Below are 23,682 nucleotides of genomic sequence, written 5' to 3'. Positions count from 1 at the left end.
TCAATGGCTTTTCTTTTTATCTAGGAATTTTTCAAAAAATGCATCAATCGAGATAATTAATAGTAAAGCCACCATAAACATGAATATCCCTGCGAAACCATGTAAGAAGCCCTGCCCCATCTCATCCCCGAAGTAGTAAGTGATCAGTGAGATTGCCAGTACCCTGAATACATTCGCCAGGAATGAAATAGGAATGATCAGAATGGTCAGCAATATATTCCTGGCTAATGAATCACGCTTTACTATGTTTAGATAAAAAAGCCCCAGGCCTTCAAGGGTAAATAATGTATTCATACCTGCACATGCATCAGCGACAAACAGCTTGTATTGACCTATCTGCAGGATGACTCCACTTTGTGCTACAGGGTAGTCTAACAAGGACAAAATTTCTGCTGTGACTGAAGAAACTGCGATTTTGATAGGCATCGTGATAGATGCGACAAAAAAGCTTGGTAAAGGGATCAAAAAGATAGTGAAGAAAATCGGGAACCACAGTTTTTTAAGATTGTTTTTCCCATAAACCAGACCGACAACTGCGGGTATCAGAAGACAGAAAGAGAAAATCTCAAGAAAATTTATAAATTGAGAGCGGCCAATGATGTAGCAAATGATGCCTATACCCAGCAGTGTCCAAAAAAAAACCGATAGTACTCTACTGCTCTCTGTCGCATATCCTTGCATCTCCTTTGCTTTAGCAAAAAACAAATAGCAAAGGATGAACAGGACCACTGGCCCTTGACTATAGTCACTTAAACTCCAGACATATTCATTCAGCCTAAGGATTGAGCCGCATAACAAAAAAATCAGCGCTAAGATTGCATAGTGACTTTTGGTAAAGCCTACAACATTGCTTCTTAAAAACATTGAATTCATTTAAAACTCGTTTACAACGGCGCCGATCACAGACGCATCAGTCAAGTCTACAGACCGCTTTAACACTTTGAGATCTTCTATAGACGTATGATGAAGTCTGCTTACCATCACCACACCTTTAGTTAGTGATGACCAGATTTGCGAGTCAGAGCAGTCTGAGATTGCAGGAGTATCAATCAAAATCACATCAAAAACCGTGCTTGCATTCTTGATGATCTGGTTGAAAGTCAAACGACCTAACAACTCCTGTGGGTTGGGTGGCACAGTACCAGAGGATAGAACGGATAAGTTTGGAATGTCCTGCAAATGTTGCAGTGCATCTATGACAGATACCCTATCTACAAGAATATCGGATAAGCCAAACTTATTCTTCAAGTTGAATATCTCGTGAATTCTCGGATGCCTGAGATTACCGTCAATCAGTAGCGTTTTTTTGCCAAGCTGGGCAAAAGCCACGGCCAAATTAGAGACTAGATAGCTGGCACCTTCACCTCTATTGCTGGCAATAAAAGATACCGCTTTAAATCCTTCGTTGAACCACCTGAACAAAAGCTGACTGCGCAATCCACGGTAAGATTCGACCTGATTTGAAAAGGGGTCGTAGGCAGCTCTTAAATCTTTATGGTAGGTACTATTCGCAGGTGTGATGAATGAATAGTCAAACTGCTGAGATAACGCTACTTTGATGTCTTCATCAGAAACAAGGCCAAGGCTGATTGCAGCATCACCAAAGCGCTGCCCGGTTTCATTCTGTTTTTTAAGAATCTTTTCGGTATCTTCAATTGAAATCTTTCCCATCTCTACCAGGCACTTACCAATCCTGGAGATCGGATGCTTGGGTAGCGTGTCAATAATATGGTGTTTAATTGTCATATGCTGCCTTACTGAATCACTTTATAGGAAAAAAATTGAGTTTTTTATGTGCTATAGACTTATTATTGATCAAAGCCAGAACAGGAATGTCTGCAAACTCGTATAAATCTTCAATTGACCTGATTTTTCTATTTTTAACCTCAAGTACGAAGGCGATCAAAATACCGAAAAGCAAGCCCAGAAAGATACCCAATGCCGAGTTGATCAACACATTAGGACTTGAGTAAGCCTCAGGCGCAATCGCAGGGTTCAAGATCGAGATATCACTCTCATTTGCTTTACCCTCTATGCTGGTTTGGTTTAAGCGCTGATTAACAGTATTGAATGTCAGCTGAGCACTTTCTACATCACGCTGTAACACTGCAAGCTGATCTCTGGAGCGGTTCAGGTCTAACACCTTTTGTTTCTGCGCAGCCAATTCCTGCGTCAACTTAGTAACACTTTGGTTATAGATATTGGCATTGCTGCTGACACTGGCACCCAAGCGGGAGATTTCCAGATTTAATTGCGCTTTTAGCTTATCCAGCTCTGCTGCAACAGATAAATATTGCGGATGGTTGACGCCATATTTATTGCTGACCTCGGCGAGTTTTGTACTGGTTTGAGCCAGCGACATTCTAAGGTTCTGAATAATGGGGTTAGATGCGATATCTGGTGATGAGTCACCCTGAGATAATGCGCTGGACTGTCTTGACGAAGACTCTGTCGCCTGTGCCCTGGCAGCAATCAATTGATTAGCTACCTGGTTCAACTTGGCATTTTCAACATCCAGGTTTTCAGTGATGCTGGTCAGGCCAGATTGCTGTTGATATTCAGAAAGTTTTGACTGAGCGCTTTCCAACTTGTCGCGGTAAACTTTTGCCTGTGATAACAGATATTCAGACGCTTTTTTCGAAGGTTCAACCTTTAACCTTAAACTGGTCTCCTGGTAGGCATCGGCAAACGCATTGGCAATAGCCGAAGAAAACTGCGGATCAGAGCCGGTGTAAGAGATCTCAATGATGCTGCTTTCTTTGGACGGCTTAACTTTCAAGCCTTTAACCAGTAGATCGGCCAACCAATCTTCAAGGGTGGTATTTTCATGTTTAGCTGCTCTAAACTGGTTCTGGATGACAGTAGCTTCGTCCAGATGCAAGTTTTTTACCACTTTAAGGGCAACTGCATGGCTCGCTATGATTTCCATTTGCGTAGCCATGAAACCCGGCATCAGTTGCGCTTGCATAGACAACCCGGTCACCGGATCTATACCCTTGTAATTGATCACCATAGACGTGGTTGCGGTGTAGTTTTTCGGTAAAACCAGACTGACGCCTAATGCAACTATAAAAAAGGCCAGCGTCAAAAACAAAACTAACTTTGCCCTCGACTTTACTGCCAGATAAAATTGATAAAAACTCATTTGATACCCTTCAGCATCTTAAATTTATGTAGACAAGACAGGTTTATTTAAAGAAGGCTTTCTTCAATATATAAAACATCTTCATCTTTCAGGAAATCAGTCAGATTAGGGCTTGTTTTAACAATTTGATTAGACTCTGTTTTACGGTGAAGCTTTACTGATCTCTGTGTGCCTCTGATTGTTAATCCGCCGGATTTTGCAATCGCTTGCATCACTGTCATATTTTTATCGATTTTATACATGCCAGGGCGTTGGACTTCGCCGTAGACATATACCTGAGGCGCTTTAGGAACATAAACGACATCATTAGGGGCCAGTTGTTTATTCACGGTGCTGGAAGGATTTCTAAACAACTCATCGATGTTGATCTCTTCAGTCACCTGAGTGCCTGAACGCTCAGTGGTGAATAATAATACTTCGCCCGCATTTTCGATCGGGCCGCCTGCCAGTGCCACAAAGTCACTGATTCTTTGATTGCCGCCTTGAATGCCATACTTGCCAGGACGTTGTACCTGGCCAGAAACAGTCACATCTCTGGTGTTGATGTAAATGGCTTCACCACCATACAGGCGCAAATCATTGTCATTCAGGTTATTACGCTCAATGATTTCATTTAAATTATATTGCTTGCGTACACTACCACGGATAACTGTCACTATTTCAGACGCCTCGACTGTCAGACCTCCAGCCTCAGCTAAAATATCTGCAATATCAGTCGGCCGAATGATCGAATAGCGGCCAGGCTTATTGACACCACCCAGCAATGAAACGGTTTTGCTTAAAAACTCTAAAACAGAGACAGAAACTTGCGGGTTAGCAATAAAACCGCCTTTCTTCAGCAAAGTGGCGATACGTTCTTCAGCTTGCAGCGTAGTTGCGCCGCCGACTTTAACCTCGCCAATCAGTGGGAAGGATAAAACGCCGCTTTCTGATATGCGTAAATCGCGAGTCAGTTCTGCATCACCGTAAACGATGACACGAACAAAATCTCCTGTACCCAGTGTGTATTCAGCACTGGCGGCGCTAGTGAAAAACAGGATCAGCAGTACAAAAAAAGCCTTCATGAACTTAAACATAATTTAAAACACCTTTTCTACTCTTTGTTTTTATGTTGCTTAACATGTATAAAAAATAATTCTGAATGCTTTAACTGAAAGCGGGGTATCAGCTTGTCAGCTTATATAGACAGGTCAACGCTTACATAAGTCAGAACATCATCGAAATCAAACCTATCGATTGAAGAATTACGATGTGACTTTGTTGTTCTTATCGTAAAAGCGGCATTCTGCAATGGATTCCATGTGGCAAAAGCACTGATCGACTTTTCCTTATCTAAGCGGCCGCTGGTATCAAACTCACCACGGCCTTCAAAATCACGCGTGGAGGCACGCAGGTTTAAACCGGTCTGGATCTTGCTGGTTACATCATAAAAGACTCCGGTTTTGATTGCATTTGTTACAGTATAAGTACTATTAGCTGTTTCAAAGACATTGACACCCCTGCTTAGGTTCAGGTCAACTTTGATTTTCCCGGTCACAATATATAACCAGTCCACGTTGCCTACGATAGCACTGTAGTCACGCTCACTGAAGTTATCGTACTCTCGTGCCAGATAACCAAGTTTTGCATTAATGGTACTTTTGCCGTTTACATCTTTTTCGAACGTAAGGTCATATTCTTTTTCCTTAAACCCGTTATCGAATTTCAATGCAGGGTTCAACTCCCTGCCTTCAAATGTCCCGTCTTTTTGACGACCCATTAAAGAAAGGTTGCTTCCTGATGCGAATATATATTTAACCCCATATTCATATACGGTAGTGCTTGAACCTGTTTGAGCAGTAAACTGCCTGCTGTTGCTATTGTCTATTTCACTTACCCCACCTATCAGCGACCATACATGGTGCGGTGAATACTCAAAACTAAAAGTATTCGTTTTCGTGGTTCTCATGTTTTTGGTTGGAGTGAGCAAATCTCGAAAACTGATTAAAGTCTCGACTCTGCTGGTTGACAGATTGCCATGCAGGTTAGGGGTAAGCGCCCATAGCCAAGTACCATTGTAGTTGGTCGCGTGATAGTCTAAAAAGTCAGACTTCTGATAGCTGTAATCGTTGTAATTAACATCAAATATGACTCTTTGCAGCGAGTAGGATTTATCAAATTTAAGCCCTACCATTTCAGCGGTAATCTGGTCTGAAATTTCATTGCTGCTTTGCCTTAAAACGTTACTATCAAAGCTTTTGTTAACGCCAGCCCTCAATTGGAAGGTATCAAGATCATCTGCCATTGCCAGGCCAGGGATGAAATTGAAAAAACAGCAGCACCAGAGAAGCCTGTGCGTTAATAGTGGTACTTTTCTATTGTTATATCTTGAAGGCATGAGCCACCCTGAATTAATAAGGCCATTTACGCCAATATGTATTCTACTATCAAAAATCTAAAGCCATGCAGGAAAACAAGAACTATTCTCAACGCTCAACAGCTACTGTTAGGTTAAAGCTAATCAAAACGAGTAATAATGCTTGTAAATTCTGACATTTTTGTGACAGATTACCACGTAAATTGTAATCTGCCACCTACCCCAAGAGACGGTTGCATTATTGTTTGATTGGTGCAAACATCGTAGTTGCGTTAAAATCAATGTAAATCAAATTATAAGTAATATATGGCCACCAAGAAACCTCCCATCAGAACCCTCTCCGGCCTTTCTGCTAGTGCCAACAGTCCACTATACCTATTAGAATCCATCGTTGAGCCTTTAGTGATGGTGTTCGTGTTATGGGGACTTTTTATCTATACCGAGAACCAGATTCCGATGTCGATATTTATCGTGTCTATCGTGTTGTTCTCGATCACTTTCCCCAGTGGCGCAAAGATCCGTAAAGGTTTTGTTAAAATGTGTCGCGATGTGATCGCGCAGTGGTTGGTGATTGCTACTTTTGTGCTGATTTTTGCTTACGTGACACGCTATATCACCCTCTATAGCGAGCAAATGATATTACTCTGGCTATTGCTCACGCCAATGGCCCAGATTGCTGCATTGCAGTTATTAAAGTGCATAAGCCCCAAGTTGATCCAGTGGCAAGGGCCGCCGCAAAACACTTTGATCGTAGGGTTGAATGAACAGGGAATCTTGCTGGCTGATAACCTTAAAGAGGATTATTACCAGCGTATCAATGTGCTGGGTTTTTTTGAGGACCGTTCGCCCGCCCGCCTGGATCAGGATGCAGATTACCCTGTGCTGGGCAGCCTGAACGAGCTCAGCACTTATCTGCGCCTGCATACTGTGCACAAGCTATATATCGCCCTGCCTATGTCCAGCCATCCGCGTATCCTGAAAATGCTGGATGACCTGAAAGACACGACCACTTCTATCTATTTTGTGCCAGATATTTTTGTCACCGATCTGATCCAGGGCCGTGTCTCTGAAGTCAATGGCATACCGGTGGTATCAGTCTGCGATACACCTTTCACCGGCATGGATGGCTTTATCAAACGTACGGCAGACGTGCTTTTCTCATTGTTCGTGCTGATTCTGATCTCGCCTATCTTACTGGTGATCGCCATAGGCATTAAACTCAGTTCGCCTGGTGCCATTATTTTCAAACAGCGTCGTTATGGCCTGGATGGCCAGGAGATACTGGTGTATAAGTTCCGCTCCATGACGGTGACTGAAGATGGCGGTAAAGTGACGCAGGCGACCAAGAATGACCAGCGCATCACGCCCTTCGGTGCGTTTTTACGCAAAACATCTTTGGATGAGTTGCCGCAGTTCATCAACGTGTTGCAAGGCCGCATGAGTGTGGTGGGCCCACGCCCGCATGCAGTGGCGCATAACGAAGAATATCGCAAGCTGATCAAAGGCTATATGGTGCGGCATAAGGTCAAACCAGGCATTACCGGCTGGGCGCAAGTGAATGGCTTCAGGGGCGAAACCGATACGCTGGAAAAGATGGAACAGCGTGTGCATTACGACCTGGAATACCTGCGTAACTGGAGCCCGCGTCTGGATATGCTGATCGTGGCAAAAACTGTCTGGCTAACAGCCGTTGGCCAGGACAGTGCTTATTGATCACAGCAAATCTATTTAAAACCGATCAGCTTACTTTGCCTATCCGATAGCAGTTTATTGAGTAAGCTGATTGCAAAAGCACAGGTCAGTATTACCAAGCCAGTAAGCATTATTTGATACAAAAATGAACCCTCTACCCATGCCGGCAACAGTTTATGCGAGATACGGGATTCAATACCCAATGCAAGCATATGGATGAGGTAAATCCCAAACGAGATCCCGCCTAATTTTTTTATTAGTTGTGAATGAACAATATTTATATTTTTGAATAAATAAGCAATCAGGGCAAATGAGTAAATGAAGGATGAGGGCTTGATAGCTGTAACGGCTGCTTGAGGCTGGTTGAACCATTCAATCAGCAACCCGGTTTCCAGGCAAGACAATAAATAAAAACCTGCAGTGATACTTAATAATACCGTATTAGAGACTCTCATTCTGTTCGCCGATCCCATATACAGCCCCAAGATAAAGAACATAAGCCAGGTCACAAAATTACCTGCATAAATAATCAGCGCTAAGTCTATGCCGCTTATGTATCTGAGGTGAAATATGAGATAAGTCGCAGCAAGGCTCACTGCGACACTGGCGATCAGCCCTTTTAAATTGGCCAGATGCTTGAGTATTGGAAGCAATAAATAATACTGAATAATCAATGCGATAAAATAATACGGCCCTGAAGACTGAAAGGTAAGCAGCTTAATCAACTCCGAAGAAACAGGCGCTTTAGTCGCTACAGCTAATAAAAAGCAAATAAACGACCAGAAAAGGAATGGCCAGTAAACTTTGGGGACTTGTTTACTTAAGAAATTTAAATAGTCACCGTTTTTCGAGAAGGTTTTCTTAGCTAAAAAATAGCCGGAGATTGCGATGAATAATGGAACAGAAAAATTCCAGAAATTTCTCCAGAAAATGTTCAAGTAGTGATCGCTGGCTGCATGCATGACCTGCGTTGCTGAACCGGAAACATGTATGGTAACGACTCCGATAATAGCCAAGCCTCTGAGCACATCAAAATAGTCTATCCGTTCACTCATACTTCACCTTCCCTAGCTGGTTTTGTTGATTAGGTTTTTATTGTCAATTCATGAATAATCTAAATAGCTGGATCGTATTTTAATTGCCAATTCGTTAATCCAGCTATTGCTCAAGCAATCCAATACCTGCACGTCACTCATGCCCCGCAACCAGGTCAGCTGGCGTTTGGCAAGTTGACGCGTGGCGAAAACGCCCTGTTCACCCAGCGTTTTAAGATTGATTTCACCATTCAAATAAGCCAGTGTTTGCCTGTAGCCCACACAGCGCATGCTTGGGCTTTCAGAAGTCAGTTGCGGGTATAGCGCCAGCAGCTGTTGTACTTCTTCGATAAAACCTTGTTCTAGCATCAGTTGGAAGCGGTCTGCGATGCGCTGATGCAAGACGGCGCGCTCGCTAGGCATCAGGGCGATCTTAAGGATATTAAATGGCAACTCATGTTTGCTGGATTGCGCGCGCAAGGCGCTCATAGACTGGCCGCTGATGCGGTAGACTTCTAATGCCCGTTCTATGCGCTGCGCGTCATTAGGCTGTATTTTTGCGGCGACAGCGGGGTCTATTTTTGCCAGTTGCGCATGCATGGCCGGCCAGCCATGGGTTGCGGCTTCGGCTTCTATCGCGGCCCGCACATCCTGGTCGGCTTCGGGCAGTTGACTCAGGCCGTGCTGCAAGGCGTTGAAATACAACATGGTGCCGCCTACCAGCAAAGGCACCCGTCCTTTTTCAATGGCTGCATGCATGAGTGATAGCGCATCTCTGGCGAATTGTGCCGCTGAATACTGTTCCAGCGGCGTGATCAGATCGATCAGATGATGCGGAGCCTGGCGCAAGGTGTCGGCGTCCGGCTTGGCGGTACCTATATCCATGCCGCGATAGACCAGTGCAGAATCCACACTGATGATTTCCAGCGGAAACTCCTGATACAAGGCTATGGTGGCTGCGGTCTTGCCGCTGGCCGTCGGCCCCATCAGAAAAATGGCAGGCGGCAGCGCGGCTTTAACAGGTGTGGTCATACAACATCAACTGGGCATTCAATGAATGATAAAACAAGGACTTAAAGCAGCTTATTTATCATATTTGACATAGCTGAAGCGCAGGTCGTCTTGCGGTGTGCCTTCCAGGGCTGAACCCGCTTGCGCTGCCGGCTGCCATTGAATCACCTCTTCAATTTTTCGTGCCAGCTCTATGTCTTTCATGGTGATGCCTTTGGCGCTATGCGTGCACAGTTTTACGATCACAAATGCGTAGGAAACGGTCAGGTCCGGGTGGTGCCAGGCGGCTTCGGCCAGATGCCCTACCGTATTGACTACCATCAGCGTGCCCTTCCAGCTGTTGGTTTTGTATTTACGGCGTATCCAGCCTTCTTCGTAAAACCAGTGTGGTAAAGATTCAGCGAAATGTTGTTGGATTTCCTGTTCGGTCAAAACCTGTTCAGCCATGGCGTTCTCCTGTTGAATAGTATGGGCAACATTTAAACAGGCAGTATACCTTAGCCCTGCAAGCCATTTACAGCAATCTGCCGCAGTTTGGGTTTGGCTGACACTGCATGGTTTAGGCGGATGACTGAATCAGCCCAGCATCGCCAGCATGGCCGTGATCACGGTCAGGTCGGCGCTGGTGCCGGGGTTGAGCCGCGCCTGCTTGAGCGATTGATCCCATTTGAGCAGGGTCGCCATGTAGTGTTTGGGGTTATCCAGCGCCATAAAAGCCTGCGCATGCTGGCTGGCGATCTGCTGCACTTCCAGCGCCACAGCAGTACCGTATTTGCGGGCGATATGACTATCCGGCACTGAAGATAACCAGTACAGGTATACCGCGGTCAGTGCCCAGGCCGGACGCTGCCAGCGCTGCACAAAGGTTTTATATAATGGCAGCGCCTGGGAGAACAGTTGTGCATAGCCTTCGCTATACTGGCGTGCCACCATGTCGTGGGCACTGGCCAGCTGCATGGCCTCTAACAGCGTGATCTGTGGCTGTTGCGAAATATCGTGTTCATTGCGCTCGCCCATGCCTGCCGGGCTCACCAGGCGTATGCCGGCGTAGGTCAGCGCTGCGTCTTCCAGCGTCGTTTCATTTAATACTTGCGCTAAGCCGGCACGCAAAGGCAACTGCGGGTAGCGCAGGCTGGCCTGCACGATAGGTGCGGCCAATAAGATGATACCCAGGTTGGTATTACAGGCGACTTTGGCGTAGGTCACTTCTAGCGCCGCCAGGATACGCTGGCCCAGGCTACGATCACCATATTGGCTATCATCACATAATAGTGGCGCCGAGACTTCGGCGCTGTCTATAAAGTGCTGCACCTGCATGCCATGACCATCGGCAAAAATATGCACATTGCCGGGCTTGAGTGCTTCCAGCTCTGCCTGGCAGGCGTTTGTATAGGCGCTTTGTACGTTCATGGTTGCGGGCGATATGGTTTGCTCAGCCTGGCTGTTCAGGGGCAAAACGTAACAGGTCTGCCACCAAAATATCTGCAATATTCAAATCGGTGATGGTTTGCAGGCCGCGCCAGGCAGGAATACTGTTCACCTCTATCACCCACAGTTTGCCGTGTCTGTCGCGCATGAGATCCACCCCGGCATAATTGATGCCTATGGCTGCCGCCGCCTGCACACCTAACTCAGCCACATCGACCTCGTTACTCGCCGTGCAGCGCGCACCGCGGGCCACATTATGCAGCCAGCCATCGCCTTGCCGCCGCATCACCGCCACCGGCTCGCCATTGACGACAAACACACGGTAATCGTGCTGGTTGCTGCCGCAATTTATCTTCTCCTGCAGGTAATAGACGCCATCTACGAACATATCGTGGGGTAAGGCGAACTGCTGCGCATGTTCTATCAAGCGCACGCCTTTGCCCTGCGAACCGAATAGAGGTTTGATCACCAGTGTTTTACCGTTATCCAGTGCATGTTGCATCAGCGGGTGCGCCAGCTGCCTGTATTCGCACACCCAAGTATTCGGTGTAGGCACGCCATGCTCAGCCAGCAGCTGGCTGGTGAGGCTTTTATCTACGGTGGTTTCAATGGCGCGGGCATGGTTATAAATAGTCATGCCCTGCCGCTGCAGGGTGTGCAGTATATTCATGCGCGTGATGATCTGCTGGGTAGTCCCGGCCGCCACACCTCGCACAAATGCAATAGGTGCCGGTGCTGACAAGCCCGGGATATGCACCTGCACCTGCTGATCCACGATGCTGACATGGCAACTATCCAGGCACACCATATGTGCTTGCCAGCCTTGGCGCGCAAACGCCTGGGCCAGTGCCTGCCCATGCCAGCCGCCCGCTTGGGCGACTTCATCAGTAAAGATAGGAACGACTTTCATACACTGTGGGAAATGGCTGCAGCTAGGGTGTCAGTGACTATGCAAGCGCTGGTGTGCTAACTGCACATCAATGCCTGCATGGCATGCCGCTGCACCCTGCCATGATGATAGCTGGATGTTTAGCCACCAAAAGACTGGTTTAACAGTGTCTCATTGAATTGCCCGGCAAAAAAGGTCTTGCCGGACTTGAGGTTGGTGACACTGACTTTGGCTGGTGAAAACAGCATAGGGTCTATCTGGTAGAAATCCATGTTCACGGCTTTAAACACTTCGGCGAACGGACGGCCGTAATCTTTAGAAGCCGAAGAAGGTAATTGTTGCGCCAGTTGCTCTGCGGCAGCATCGTCAGCGTTGACGAACAACTGCACAAAACCACCAAACAGGATAGCATCGTTAGTGCGGCCCATGCCGGTGATAAAGTCTGGTGAAGGGGCTGGCACCGGCGCCACGCCATAACCATCGACAATGGCACTCAGGTCGAAATGCAGGGTATGGCATTTGTGCAGCGCCACTTCCAGCACGCGCGCGGTCACTTGCAATGAGCCGGCGATACTGCGCGTAGGTGTCAGGATAAAGGTCAGCTTGCTGGCTGGCAATCCGGTATCCCTGGCGACTTTTTCTATCACTTCTAGCGGCGGTACTTTGTCGGTTTCCAGCACCAGTACCGATTGCTCGCCTTTGTCGCTGTAATTGATGTCTTTGAATACTTCTTCACGCTGGGCGATGGCACGTGCCGGGCCGCTGCCCAGTGAGAAGAATTTCTCATGCGATAAGGCCCAGCCGGCATACTGGCTGCCCAGGCAGGCAATGACAGGCTGTTTGGCCGTCACCACCACACTCAGTGGCCAGTTGGCAAATTGTGGTACTTGCTGCAAGCTGACGCCACCCAGGCCGCCCATGCAGATCTCGGCAATGATGCGTCCGGCTTCAAGACCGCCTGGGGCCTGAATGCCGGCATCAATGATAGTGGCACCGCTGGCATGACTAGTGACCAGGCAGCCCAGCGCGGCGGCGTTGGCGATCAGATGTGCGACCAGAGGTGCGCTGTATTGCTGTACGCTAATGGATGTTGAATTCGATACGTTCACAGACATAAGTCCCCCATAATTTCTCTAATTGTGTTTTTTTGTCTTGCAATGCTTGCTCTAGTTCGTCTTTTGTCGCCGCTTCTGCATACAGGCTGCATAAAGGAAGCCCTGCGCTGATGCTGCCGCCATCCGGTTTATCTTCCAGCCAGGCGGGAAAAACCAAATCTTCTGTTGCTATGGCCTGCCGTGCATACAAAATGCAATGGCTGGCATAGTTGCCGTTTGTCGCTAACTCAGGCATCAACCCGCGCTGGCAACTGGCAAGCTGGGCTTGTATCAGCGGCAAGTCGCTATACAAACGCATGCTGGCGCTTAACCTGGGGTTGATCTCCAGCAGATGCAACTGACCATGCTGCCAGATCGCATCGAGGCTGTTGATACCGACCAGGCCCAGACCAGGCACCAGTGCCGCCAGCAACGCCTGCATGGCAGCGATCAGCTGTGGTTCATGCAAACGCGTAGCGCCTGCATAAGTATAGTTTCCCGGACGTTGCCTGAGCGCATGCACGCCTAGCAATGTCACTAAGTCAGCTTCAACTACAAACAGCGCACCTACGGCCAGGCCAGGTTGCAGCATTTGCCAGTACGCTGCTGGGTCAGGGCTGACCACGGCGGCCTTATCCCAGTGTAAAACATGCGACCCGCCGCTCTGCCCTGCGACTTTATATAACCATGGCCCGGCTTGCGGCGCTTGTGCCTGCACTGGCGGTGTCATAACGCCATGCGCTGCACAATAACTGCTCAACCAATATGGGTTTTTAACTTGCGCCAGCAGTGCTGGGGTATTGCCGGCCAATGCATAGCGTTGATACAAGCGCTGGTACAACTCTATGCTGGCTTCAAAACCGGAGCCTACCAGCACGGCATCGGGCTGCCAGCTATCCAGTTTTTCAAACAAGGCAGATGCATCTTCTGCACTTAACTGCCCGGCCAGCGCCGGCAATCGCCATACCTGCTGTGCGGCCTGCCGCGTATCCACATCAGCAAAAGCATCTACTGCCAGTACTTCATGCCCCTCACGCCGCGCCATCTGTGCATAGATGCGCGCGCTTAGGGACAGGATAGCCAGCCGCAAGAATGCAATTACTCGACGTGGGCACAGGCATATTCATATGCCTGGTGGTAATCAATATGCATGGGAGATTCGCTTTGCAGCATTTGCTCCAGCAATTTATTCTGCGTCACATACTTTAGCTGGCCTATCGCCAACGCACCAAAGCCGGCCACTTGCGTGCCTTCGATCAGGCCGCCATTGGAGAAGGTATCTACCCCTTCAATGCCGGAAGGCGGTACTGCATTCACGTCAGCAACGACTTTTAATGATTTGGAGTTGGCGAACTGGCGGGTCTCCAGTACGCGTATGCCGGCAGGCGTGGCGCACAAAGCAACGGTGGCTTCATTCAGGATAGCGATCTTGGCCGCTTCTGAACTGCCATCCACCACTTGCAGCTTTACATCGTAGCTGCTGGATAATTTATCTACATAGGCTTGCATGCTGTCTGTGCCTGCATGTGCCACCATCAGCACGGTTGCACCCTGACGCGCAGCGATCAACGCCGCAGTAGAACCCACCGTACCACTGGCACCAAAAATGGCGACTTTTTCTTTGCCCAGGCCACTGCCGGATTTCTTCAGGTAGAAGTCGACTTTCGCCAGCATGGCTGCGGCGGTGGTAAACGCACCGGAAGGATCAGAAAAGGTGTGGCATTCAAACGGCTTAAACATGGCACTACGGGCCTGTTTCTGCATTTCAAGTGCTACCTGGATATCGCGACCGCCAAAGAACAAGGCCTGTTGCTTAAGGCCGCTGGGGCTGCGCGAGAAGATCGCATCCTGCGTCAGAGCGACCACTTCATTCAGTGTGACATCCGAATAGGAAATAATTTTTTCATAGCCTGCATCAAACGCCATATTCACATCGAATGGGCTGGCATTTTTAGCGGCTGTGAACAAATGCATAATACTGGTTTTTTTCATTATTCCCCCTGTGGAATCCGTTTACTAAATAGTATCACGTAGCAATATACACAATCATGCAGTGCTTCAAAATCAAAAGCAGACCTTAAAAACAGTAACTTTTCCCGAATATGTTATTCAATGTTAACTGTGGTGCGGGCTAAACTTCAATACTATTCAGCGTTATTCGTGACGGATGATTGACAGCGGCAGTCACAATAAAGGACAAATGCGCGTCATTGGCATATTGCAGCGACAGCGCAGCCTGGTGTAGTTCGGCCTCGGCTTTTGACGGCAGCAATATAAAGCCGGTCGGTCCCCATGAGGTCTGGCCCAGGCCACGATAACCCTGCTGCGCGAATGTGTGCAGAATGCGTGCTACCGACTGGCTGGCATAAGGGCCACCCTGCGCAGGCGCGAAATAATCAGCGTTATAACTTTGCAGCGCGCCAACAAACGCGCTAAAAGCCTGGAAATCCTGTTCTATCAATGCCGGCAAGCCTTGCATCAGCAACTGGTGCTGTATATCGCGGGTGGCTGAGCTGGAAAGCGGCGACAATTGCTTGAACGCATTTTTTTCGCCACTGCCATGCAGACCATCGCGGCTCTGGTCTATGATCAGCAAAAAATGCCAGGCTTGCGGAAAAGCATGCCGCGCCAGTAACGGCGGCACTATGGTAGTGGCGCCACGGCCACCATCGACCACCAGGCCGCCATGATCAAACGTCGCTATACCTATGCCAGAACGTGCCCCGCGCTGATGAGCAGCTGCGATCTGCGCGCTGTTGACCGGCTGGTTGAGTAAAGTATTCACCGCTGCCCCCACCGCCAGCGCCATTTGCGTGCCTGAGCCCAGGCCACTGTGGCGCGGGATAGCCTGCTCTATGTGAAGGTCCAGCGCTGTCTCCAGTGCCAGGGATTGCAGGTGCCGTTGCAGTATAGTGGCTGCCCAGGGGTCTAAAGTATGATGCTGGGCCTGTGCTGTCACAGTCAGTGCAGTCTGGTAAGCAGCTATCGACACACCCACGCTGCCGAAACGTCGCTCCGGCTGCCCGCTCAGGTCAAAAAAACCCAGATGTAAGCGGCCATGCGTGGCCACGCTGACCGAACGTTGTGCGGATATCACTGCATTCATGAGGTAAATTTAACTGAAGCTGAAAAATATGGAATGTCAGCGTGATGCTGACGTGACATTAAAACATGATTTTGGCATAATGCTGGGAGAAAAGTAATTCCAGAAACAGGTTAAGCTCAATATTAAGCCTCACTTTCGAATTCAATCCATTGCTTCCCGCGATAGATTTCATCTGATTTAAAACAATTAAGGGTTTTATATGGTAAGTCATGTTATTCCATTTGAGAATCTCAGAAATAGCGATGTGCCGTCCGTTGGTGGCAAAAATGCTTCTTTAGGTGAAATGATCTCTCAGCTCAGTGCCAAAGGTGTACGCGTACCTACCGGGTTTGCAACCACTGCCGATGCATACCGTGAATTTTTATCCCAGGACGGTTTGGATAAAAAAATCAATGACTTGCTCGACAAATTGAATGCTGATGATACGCAAGAGCTGGCAAAGTGTGGCAGCCAGATCCGCCAGTGGATCATGGAAGCGGAGTTCCCGCCGGCCTTGCAGAGCGCCATTGCGCAGAACTATGCAAAACTGATAGATAGATCGGCACCAGGCACGACCTTTGCCGTACGTTCATCCGCTACTGCAGAAGACTTGCCAGATGCTTCTTTCGCCGGTCAGCAGGAAAGCTTCCTGAATATCCATGGCCTGGATAATATCAACCACGCCATTAAAGAAGTATTTGCTTCTCTGTATAACGACAGGGCTATTTCATACCGTGTACACAAAGGCTTTGTGCATGCCGATGTGGCACTGTCAGCTGGCGTACAGCAGATGGTACGTTCTGATATCGGCTGTGCCGGTGTGATGTTTACCATAGATACCGAATCCGGCCACAAGGATGTTGCCTTTATCACCGCCTCTTATGGCCTGGGCGAGACCGTGGTACAGGGTGCGGTCAACCCTGATGAATTCTACGTGCACAAGCCTTTGCTCAACCAGGGCAAACCGGCGATCGTACGTCGCACCATGGGTTCCAAGCTGATCAAGATGATTTTCTCTGACGCGACGCAGGCGGGTAAATCTACCCATACTGTGCCTGTAGATGCCGCTGAAGCCAACCGCTATTCACTAAACGACGCCGATATCCTGGAACTGGCTGGTTACGCCATCACCATTGAGCAGCATTATGGCTGCCCTATGGATATCGAGTGGGGTAAAAACGGTCTGGATAACAAACTCTACATCCTGCAAGCGCGTCCTGAGACGGTGAAATCGCAGGAAGCAGCCAAAAATGTCACCGAGACATTCAAGTTGCAGAAACACTCTGCTGTGCCTGTGGTTGCCGGCCGTGCCGTGACCCAGAAAGTCGGCGTAGGCCCGGTGCGTATCGTGCTCGACCCGGCGGAAATGCATGAAGTGCAACCAGGTGACGTGTTGGTCGCCGATATGACAGACCCTAACTGGGAGCCGGTGATGAAACGCGCTAGCGCCCTGGTCACCAACCGTGGCGGCCGTACCTGTCACGCCGCTATCATTGCGCGTGAATTAGGCATTCCGGCCATTGTCGGTTCAGTCAATGCGACTGACTTGCTGCGTGACGGTGAGATCGTGACGGTTTCATGTGCTGAAGGCGAAACCGGCTTTGTTTACCATGGCGCGCTGGATTTTGAAGTTTCTACCCAGTCCAATGCTGCCCTGTCCAAACCACCGTGCAAGATCATGATGAACGTAGGCAACCCGGATATGGCGTTCACGTTTGCGCAAACACCTAACGACGGTGTCGGCCTGGCGCGTCTGGAGTTTGTGATCAACAATATGGTAGGCATACACCCGAAAGCGATCCTGAATGTGGATGCCATGCCTAAAGCGATACAGACCACCATACACAACCGTGCGCGTGGCTACGCCAGCCCTAAACAGTTCTACATTGATAAAGTAGCTGAAGGCGTGGCAACAATCGCGGCCGCGTTCTACCCGAAACCGGTGATCGTGCGTACCTCAGACTTCAAGTCTAACGAGTACAAAAAGCTGGTAGGTGGCGACATTTACGAGCCGGATGAAGAAAACCCGATGATAGGTTTCCGTGGCGCAGCGCGCTATATGGCAGAAGACTTCAAAGAGTGCTTTGCCATGGAATGCCAGGCGATGAAGAAAGTCCGTGATGAAATGGGCCTGATCAACGTTGAGTTGATGATCCCGTTCGTGCGCACACTGGATGAAGCCAGAGCTGTGACAGAGATCATGGCGGCAAACGGTCTTAAACGTGGTGAGAACGGCCTGCGCCTGATCATGATGTGCGAGATCCCATCCAATGCGTTGCTGGCTGAACAGTTCCTGGAATACTTCGATGGTTACTCCATTGGTTCTAACGACCTGACACAGCTGACATTGGGCATGGACCGCGACTCCGGCATTCTGGCAGATGGCTTTGACGAGCGTAACGACGCGGTTAAAGTCTTGCTGAAAATGGCTATCAGCACCTGTAACCGATTGGGCAAATACGTGGGTATCTGCGGCCAGGGCCCTTCTGACCATGAAGACTTTGCTGAATGGCTGGTCGCTGAAGGCATACAGTCTGTGTCGCTGAACCCGGATACCGTGGTTGCGACCTGGCAGCGCCTGACCAAGAAATAAACTCCTTTAAGCTCTTACACTCAAGGCAATCGCATGAATCACCGTTCTGTATTTATTATTTCTGATGGTACGGGGATCACGGCGGGTGCCTTGAGCAAGCTGCTGGAGCATTTCCCCAACACCAAATTCACCACCACCCGCCTGCCTTTCACCGATAATGATGAAAAGGTACAGGCTGGTTTCGAGCATATCCAGAAAGTGGCAGATCAGGACGGCATACGCCCTATCGTGATCATGTCGGTCGGTAACGGCGAGCACAGAAACCGCCTGAAACAGGCCAATGCCTACTTTATCGATCTGTTCCACCGCTTTATCTATCCGCTGGGCTCTGAGCTCAACCAGGAGCCGCTGACCGGTGCCAGCATCGCTTACAGCTCTATGGGTAACAGCTACCACGAGCGTATGGAAGCGATCAATTTCACGCTCAACCATGATGATGGAATGACCAATACCGGGCTGGATGAAGCTGAGGTGATCCTGATAGGCGTTTCCCGCTGTGGCAAGACGCCAACCAGCATTTACCTGGCCATGCAGTTCGGCATTAAAGCGGCCAACTATCCCTTGATTCCGGAAGATTTTGAGCGCGGTTCATTTCCCGCTGCGGTAGAAAAAAACATAGACAAGATTTTTGGCCTGACCATCAAGCCCGAACGCCTGCATTCGGTGCGTAGCGAGCGCAGACCTGACAGTTTCTATGCTTCGCTGGATAACTGCCGTAAAGAGATAGAAAAGGCCGAAAACATGATGCGCCGCTATGGCATCACCTGGGCCGATTCTACCAGCCGCTCTATCGAAGAGCTTTCTGCGCTGATCCTGCAAAAAATACGCCAGCGCTAAGGCTGGCGGTTTTATCTGCTTTTGCGTCCCTCACTAGACGAAGTGGGCTAGACGCAGGCTGGCTGTTTAGGCCGCCATTGCCATTGCTGGCGTTTTAAGTTGCGGCTTGTTGTTTGCAGGCAGCGGCTGCGGTTTCAACATATCGCCCCGCCAGAAATAATAAAACTCACGCGCAACACTCAGAAACACATGTTGTGTCCCCAGTGCATTGAACAGTGGCAGGTTTCTATCCACCATTTGACGGTAACTATGTGACTGCTTGTGCGGCACCTGACGCAGCGCTACCAACAGGCACTTGGCCATGCGCATGCGCTCTTTAAACGCTGCCTGGTCAAAACCCTTGTTCTCGGAAGCACTCAGGAAAGCTTCCATCACCGCCTTCTCGGCGCTGGACATTAAAGTCTTGTCCAGGTCATACCAGTGCTTGAACAGTTCATCTTGCGTGGTGGTCACCATAGGCGCGTTGCCGTTAAACACTTTAGCCTGGCTCATGGCAGCGATCGCTTTGATATCACGCACCCAGAACGAGAAAAACTCACGCACCACCGGCAATACCATAGGGATCTCGGCGGTATCTATACTGGCGATAAAACGGTCTACCGCCTGGCGATATTCAGTGCCGGCACATGGGATATCTTTTAAAAATGCACTCAGGCGGATAATGGTGAACTCACGCTGTATCAACATGCGTTGACTGACACCCTGCCCGGTCAGCAGTTTAACGTAGGCCTTTAGTGCTTCTTCTTCTCTGGATATTTCCATAGGTGACTCCCATCTGCTTTTTTAGTTGATACTGTTGTTGCAACAGTTATTTACACTACTATGTTAAAGCAGCAGGCAGGCATTCAAATAGGCGATTAAATCAATAAAGGCGCGACATTTGCACAGTTTGAGTGCGTGGCAAATGTACTCAAATGGATTTAAAGCGGCGGTGTATCATCAGCATCAACAGCGCGCTGACCAGCGTCATGCCTAGCATGGCCATAGACATGCTCAGCGTTGAATGCCAAACCAGAGGCACCACCACGGCCGAGCTCAGGGTAGAACACACCATTTGTATAAAAGCTTGGGCAGAGGCGGCAGTACCGCGTGATTTGGGGTAGAAATCCAGCGCCGCGATAGACAGTATAGGCACCACCGTCGCCATTCCCACATTAAACAGGGCGATAGGCAATATCGCCATCCACCACACCGGTTCACCGGCATAAATCGTCTGTATGCCGACATTAATGCTGGCGACCAGCACCATCCAGGCAAACGCCCAGCGTATGGTGCTGGCAGGTGACAATTTACCGGCGGTATGCCGCGCCAGCCACGAGCCTGTCATCATGCCGGCAACGGTGGGCACGAATAAAAAACCGAATTGCTGGCTGCTTAAATGCAGATGCTCAACCAGAAACACCGGGCTGGCGAGTACATAGATAAAAAAAGCGGAAAAGTTCAGGCCTACGCAGGCAGTCAGGATTAGAAACTGGCGGTTCCCCAGCATCTTGCCGTAAGTATGGGCGATGTTCTGCACTGAAAAACGCACGCGTTGCGCGGCAGGTACCGTTTCCGGCAGGTAGCGCACCGCTGCCCATAAAGCCATGGCGGCATACAAAGCCAGGAAAATAAAAATAGCCTGCCAGTGTATACCCAGCAGCACGCCACCGAGGATAGGCGCGATGGCGGGGGCAATGCCGAACAGCATCTGCATGGTGGCCATCACCCGCTGTGCCTGCGGGCCATCAAACAGATCGCGCACCATGGCGCGGGCCACCGTGTTGCCTGCCCCGCCACTCATGCCTTGCAAGGCGCGGAACAGCCATAAGGTCTGTACATTGGGCGCAAATGCGCAACCTATACTGGCCAGTACAAAAATACCCAGCCCCCATTTGATCGTGGTGATGCGGCCGACCGCATCCGAGACTGCGCCATGACACAAAGTCATCACCGCATATGGCAGCAGGTAAAAGGTCAGGCTCTGTTGTATGGAGAGCGGGTCGGCCTGCAATGAATCGGCCATGACGTGAAAAGCCGGCAGATAAGTATCTATGGCGAAAGGTGCCAGAGCCGCCAGGGCTGCCAATACATAGACCAGTAATACCGAATGCTGCACTAAGACTCTTTCACTATTGATGTGTCAAAAAAGGGATGTGTTATTTGCGGCCAGAAAAAACGGCTATCAATCAGGCATGTTAAAAAACAACAGGCGCACACTGCGCCTGCTGATTATAAAGCATATGCCTGCAACGGTCAGGGCAAGGCGTGAAATTGCTCCACTCTTTCCTTGTCACCGGCCACATATTTCTTGGAGTTCTTGTCGGTGCGGAAAATAATCGGTTGCTCGCGCAGTTGCGGGTTTTGCGAGTTGAGCAAGGCTGCATCGATCAAATGCCGATTAGGTGATTTGGTACACACCGGGTCGGCCATTTCTGCATCTCCGCTCAGCAGATAGGACTGGCAACGGCAACCGCCCAGATCATTATCCTGCTCATCGCAGCTACGGCAAGGCTCTTTCATCCAGTCTTTGCCACGGTATTTGGTAAATGCCGGCGATTCTTTCCAGGCCCACTCCAGGCCGTTCTCACGCACATTGGGGAAAGTCATGCCGGGCAATACGCGGGCCGAGTGGCACGGCAAGACATCGCCATTGGCAGTGACTATCATGAATACCTCGCCCCAGCCGTTCATGCATTTTTTCGGACGGTCGGCAAAATAATCCGGCACCACGAAAAACACTTTCATTTTGTTGCCCACACGTTCCCTGAAGGCATTAGTGGCAGCTTCAGCGCGGTCCAGCTGTTCACGGCTAGGCATGAGCTGGTCGCGGTTGACCAGGCTCCAGCCGTAATACTGGGTATTCGCCAGTTCTACATAATCGGCCCCCAGTGCTTCTGCCATCTCCAGTATCTTGCCCACCTGGTCGATGTTGTAGCGGTGTATCACCACATTCAGCACCATAGGGTAACCATGCGCCTTGATCATGGCCGCCACTTTTTTCTTCAACTCGAAAGTACGCGTATCGGTGATAAAGTTGCTGATATCTTCAGTCACATCGTGCATGGAGAGCTGGATATGGTCCAGGCCGCCTTCTTTAAACGCCTGTATGCGTTTTTCGGTGAGGCCGACACCAGAAGTGATCAGGTTGCTGTAATAGCCCAGTTTGTGCGCTTCGGCCACGATCTCTTCAATATCGTCACGTAGCAAAGGCTCACCACCGGAGATGCCCAGCTGGATAGCGCCCATTTTACGTGCATCGCGCAGGGCACTGATCCACTGCTCTGTGCTGAGCTCGTTCTTGGTGTGCTTGTCATAATCGGTAGGATTGTAGCAAAAAGCACAGTGCAGCGGGCAACGGTAAGTCACTTCTGCCAACAACCATAGCGGTTGTTTCTGTGTCACATTTGCTGCCACGCCATTATTTAATTGTGCCATGCTGTTCTCCTTGCGGATCAATTCACCTTGCGTAACCAGGCTTTACCTACGGCCAGGTCAAACATGCCGAGAATATCGGCTTCTATACCTTCTGCGTCAGGAAAAGCCGTTTTCAGCTCTGCCACGATATCACCCACACTTGCCTTGCCATCCACGCGCTTCAGGATCTCGCCAGCGCCGCCATGCAGTTTGACCATGCCTTCGGGAAACAGGACAACGTAGCTCTGCTGCGCTTCTTCCCACTGAAAGCGGTGGTGAAAAGCGATCGCATAGATATCGGCGTGTTGAATATTGTTTTCCATCATTAAACTTTCCACATTTCCGGATTAAAGTCAGTCTTCTATCTTGATCACTGGCTGGCGCAGGTAATCGCGGCCTTCGGTCTTGATCTCGGTCGAGGCCAGCATGATAGAGTCGGCGATCACCCACAGGATATTCAGCTTGAATTGCAGGATATCCAGCGCTTTCAACTGCATCTCGCGCGAGGTGCTAAAGTAATCCAGAGTCACGCTCAAACCCTGCTCCACATCTCTGCGGGCTTCGGTCAGGCGTTTTTTAAAGTACATCAGGCCTTCTTCTTTCACCCACGGGTACATGCTGGGCCAGGAGCTGATGCGTTGCTGGTGGATATGCGGTGCGAACAGTTCGGTCAGGCTGGAGCAGACACTCTCCTGCCAGCTACGCTGCTTGGCAAAATTGATATAGGCATCCACCGCGAATCGCACACCTGGTGATACCAGCTCCAGGCTGGTCACTTGTTCCCGCGTCAGGCCTACGGCTTCGCCCAGCTTGATCCAGGCCTCAATGCCACCGATCTGGTCATCTACACCGTCGTGGTCGGTAATACGCACTATCCATTGTTTACGCACCTCTTTATCCGGGCAGTTGGATAGGATGGCGGCGTCCTTCATCGGGATGGCGATCTGGTAATAAAAACGGTTGGCCACCCAGCACTGCAATTGTTCTTTAGTCAGCTTGCCTTCATACATCATCACATGAAAAGGATGATAGATATGGTAGCCCTGCCCTTTTTCACGAAGTTTGGCTTCGAACTCCTCACGGGTCCAGGGTAATTTTGCCTGTGTCACTGCGTTCATCTCG

The 23,682-nt window shown here is 49.5% G+C and carries 22 protein-coding genes; 3 read left to right on the top strand and 19 right to left on the bottom strand.

Annotated features, from left to right (window positions below):
• The 5 genes from xrtB to epsL form a co-directional block, all read right to left on the bottom strand.
• On the bottom strand, positions 1 to 873 hold the full coding sequence (xrtB, locus tag ACFQ1Z_RS03295) for an exosortase B (RefSeq protein ID WP_379055617.1): 873 nt from the start codon (positions 871 to 873) through the stop codon (positions 1 to 3).
• A complete protein-coding gene (locus ACFQ1Z_RS03290; protein WP_379055615.1) occupies positions 874 to 1,746 on the bottom strand; it encodes a polysaccharide biosynthesis tyrosine autokinase in 873 nt (290 codons plus the stop codon).
• Positions 1,747 to 1,762: 16 nt separating this feature from the next.
• Positions 1,763 to 3,145: a chain length determinant protein EpsF gene (epsF, locus tag ACFQ1Z_RS03285; RefSeq protein ID WP_379055613.1), complete on the bottom strand. Its 1,383-nt coding sequence runs from the start codon at positions 3,143 to 3,145 to the stop codon at positions 1,763 to 1,765.
• Positions 3,146 to 3,192: 47 nt separating this feature from the next.
• A complete protein-coding gene (locus tag ACFQ1Z_RS03280; protein ID WP_379055611.1) occupies positions 3,193 to 4,221 on the bottom strand; it encodes an SLBB domain-containing protein in 1,029 nt (342 codons plus the stop codon).
• Between the two features lie 101 nt (positions 4,222 to 4,322).
• Complete coding sequence (epsL, locus tag ACFQ1Z_RS03275; RefSeq protein ID WP_379055609.1) at positions 4,323 to 5,522, bottom strand: XrtB/PEP-CTERM-associated polysaccharide biosynthesis outer membrane protein EpsL; 1,200 nt, start codon at positions 5,520 to 5,522, stop codon at positions 4,323 to 4,325.
• Positions 5,523 to 5,957: 435 nt separating this feature from the next.
• On the opposite strand from epsL, the gene ACFQ1Z_RS03270 reads away from it, so the two are divergent.
• Positions 5,958 to 7,214: an undecaprenyl-phosphate glucose phosphotransferase gene (locus tag ACFQ1Z_RS03270; RefSeq protein ID WP_379055607.1), complete on the top strand. Its 1,257-nt coding sequence runs from the start codon at positions 5,958 to 5,960 to the stop codon at positions 7,212 to 7,214.
• Positions 7,215 to 7,225: 11 nt separating this feature from the next.
• On the opposite strand, the gene ACFQ1Z_RS03265 is transcribed toward ACFQ1Z_RS03270, so the two are convergent.
• The 9 genes from ACFQ1Z_RS03265 to ACFQ1Z_RS03225 all read right to left on the bottom strand — a co-directional run bounded on the left by ACFQ1Z_RS03265 (position 7,226) and on the right by ACFQ1Z_RS03225 (position 15,755).
• Positions 7,226 to 8,248 (bottom strand): acyltransferase, encoded by a 1,023-nt coding sequence (locus tag ACFQ1Z_RS03265; RefSeq protein ID WP_379055605.1) that lies wholly within the window; start codon positions 8,246 to 8,248, stop codon positions 7,226 to 7,228.
• A gap of 48 nt (positions 8,249 to 8,296) precedes the next feature.
• Positions 8,297 to 9,259 carry a tRNA (adenosine(37)-N6)-dimethylallyltransferase MiaA gene (miaA, locus tag ACFQ1Z_RS03260; protein ID WP_379055603.1) on the bottom strand — a complete coding sequence of 321 codons (963 nt, stop codon included), beginning with the start codon at positions 9,257 to 9,259 and terminating at the stop codon, positions 8,297 to 8,299.
• A gap of 51 nt (positions 9,260 to 9,310) precedes the next feature.
• Entirely contained in the window at positions 9,311 to 9,685 is a 375-nt protein-coding gene (locus ACFQ1Z_RS03255) for a 4a-hydroxytetrahydrobiopterin dehydratase (protein ID WP_379055601.1), read from the bottom strand.
• Between the two features lie 129 nt (positions 9,686 to 9,814).
• On the bottom strand, positions 9,815 to 10,648 hold the full coding sequence (locus ACFQ1Z_RS03250) for a triphosphoribosyl-dephospho-CoA synthase (protein WP_379055599.1): 834 nt from the start codon (positions 10,646 to 10,648) through the stop codon (positions 9,815 to 9,817).
• A gap of 22 nt (positions 10,649 to 10,670) precedes the next feature.
• Complete coding sequence (locus ACFQ1Z_RS03245; protein ID WP_379055597.1) at positions 10,671 to 11,576, bottom strand: ATP-grasp domain-containing protein; 906 nt, start codon at positions 11,574 to 11,576, stop codon at positions 10,671 to 10,673.
• A 119-nt stretch (positions 11,577 to 11,695) separates the two neighbouring features.
• A complete protein-coding gene (gene mch, locus ACFQ1Z_RS03240; protein WP_379055595.1) occupies positions 11,696 to 12,670 on the bottom strand; it encodes a methenyltetrahydromethanopterin cyclohydrolase in 975 nt (324 codons plus the stop codon).
• On the bottom strand, positions 12,636 to 13,694 hold the full coding sequence (locus ACFQ1Z_RS03235; RefSeq protein ID WP_379055593.1) for an ATP-grasp domain-containing protein: 1,059 nt from the start codon (positions 13,692 to 13,694) through the stop codon (positions 12,636 to 12,638). The genes mch and ACFQ1Z_RS03235 overlap by 35 nt, the downstream gene beginning before the upstream one ends.
• 53 nt (positions 13,695 to 13,747) lie before the next feature.
• On the bottom strand, positions 13,748 to 14,641 hold the full coding sequence (locus tag ACFQ1Z_RS03230) for an NAD(P)-dependent methylenetetrahydromethanopterin dehydrogenase (RefSeq protein ID WP_379055591.1): 894 nt from the start codon (positions 14,639 to 14,641) through the stop codon (positions 13,748 to 13,750).
• A gap of 139 nt (positions 14,642 to 14,780) precedes the next feature.
• Entirely contained in the window at positions 14,781 to 15,755 is a 975-nt protein-coding gene (locus ACFQ1Z_RS03225; RefSeq protein ID WP_379055589.1) for a beta-ribofuranosylaminobenzene 5'-phosphate synthase family protein, read from the bottom strand.
• A gap of 199 nt (positions 15,756 to 15,954) precedes the next feature.
• Here ACFQ1Z_RS03225 and ppsA point away from each other — a divergent pair, with 199 nt between their 5' ends.
• Positions 15,955 to 18,327: a phosphoenolpyruvate synthase gene (gene ppsA, locus ACFQ1Z_RS03220; RefSeq protein ID WP_379055587.1), complete on the top strand. Its 2,373-nt coding sequence runs from the start codon at positions 15,955 to 15,957 to the stop codon at positions 18,325 to 18,327.
• Between the two features lie 33 nt (positions 18,328 to 18,360).
• Entirely contained in the window at positions 18,361 to 19,164 is an 804-nt protein-coding gene (locus ACFQ1Z_RS03215; protein WP_379055585.1) for a pyruvate, water dikinase regulatory protein, read from the top strand.
• A 66-nt stretch (positions 19,165 to 19,230) separates the two neighbouring features.
• Here ACFQ1Z_RS03215 and ACFQ1Z_RS03210 read toward each other — a convergent pair whose 3' ends face one another.
• The 5 genes from ACFQ1Z_RS03210 to pqqC form a co-directional block, all read right to left on the bottom strand.
• Positions 19,231 to 19,926: a hypothetical protein gene (locus ACFQ1Z_RS03210; protein ID WP_379055583.1), complete on the bottom strand. Its 696-nt coding sequence runs from the start codon at positions 19,924 to 19,926 to the stop codon at positions 19,231 to 19,233.
• 148 nt (positions 19,927 to 20,074) lie between these two features.
• A complete protein-coding gene (locus ACFQ1Z_RS03205) occupies positions 20,075 to 21,262 on the bottom strand; it encodes a multidrug effflux MFS transporter (RefSeq protein ID WP_379055581.1) in 1,188 nt (395 codons plus the stop codon).
• A 137-nt stretch (positions 21,263 to 21,399) separates the two neighbouring features.
• Positions 21,400 to 22,581, bottom strand: coding sequence for a pyrroloquinoline quinone biosynthesis protein PqqE (gene pqqE, locus ACFQ1Z_RS03200; RefSeq protein WP_379055579.1), 1,182 nt, complete (start codon positions 22,579 to 22,581; stop codon positions 21,400 to 21,402).
• 17 nt (positions 22,582 to 22,598) lie between these two features.
• On the bottom strand, positions 22,599 to 22,883 hold the full coding sequence (pqqD, locus tag ACFQ1Z_RS03195; RefSeq protein WP_379057157.1) for a pyrroloquinoline quinone biosynthesis peptide chaperone PqqD: 285 nt from the start codon (positions 22,881 to 22,883) through the stop codon (positions 22,599 to 22,601).
• 30 nt (positions 22,884 to 22,913) lie between these two features.
• Complete coding sequence (gene pqqC / locus ACFQ1Z_RS03190; RefSeq protein ID WP_379055577.1) at positions 22,914 to 23,678, bottom strand: pyrroloquinoline-quinone synthase PqqC; 765 nt, start codon at positions 23,676 to 23,678, stop codon at positions 22,914 to 22,916.
• Positions 23,679 to 23,682: the final 4 nt, after the last annotated feature.

Source organism: Methylophilus luteus, assembly GCF_042676265.1.
In the GTDB taxonomy this organism is placed as follows: Bacteria; Pseudomonadota; Gammaproteobacteria; order Burkholderiales; family Methylophilaceae; genus Methylophilus; species Methylophilus luteus.
Note: the sequence above shows the minus strand (reverse complement) of the source record. Positions and strands in the feature narration are given on the sequence as shown.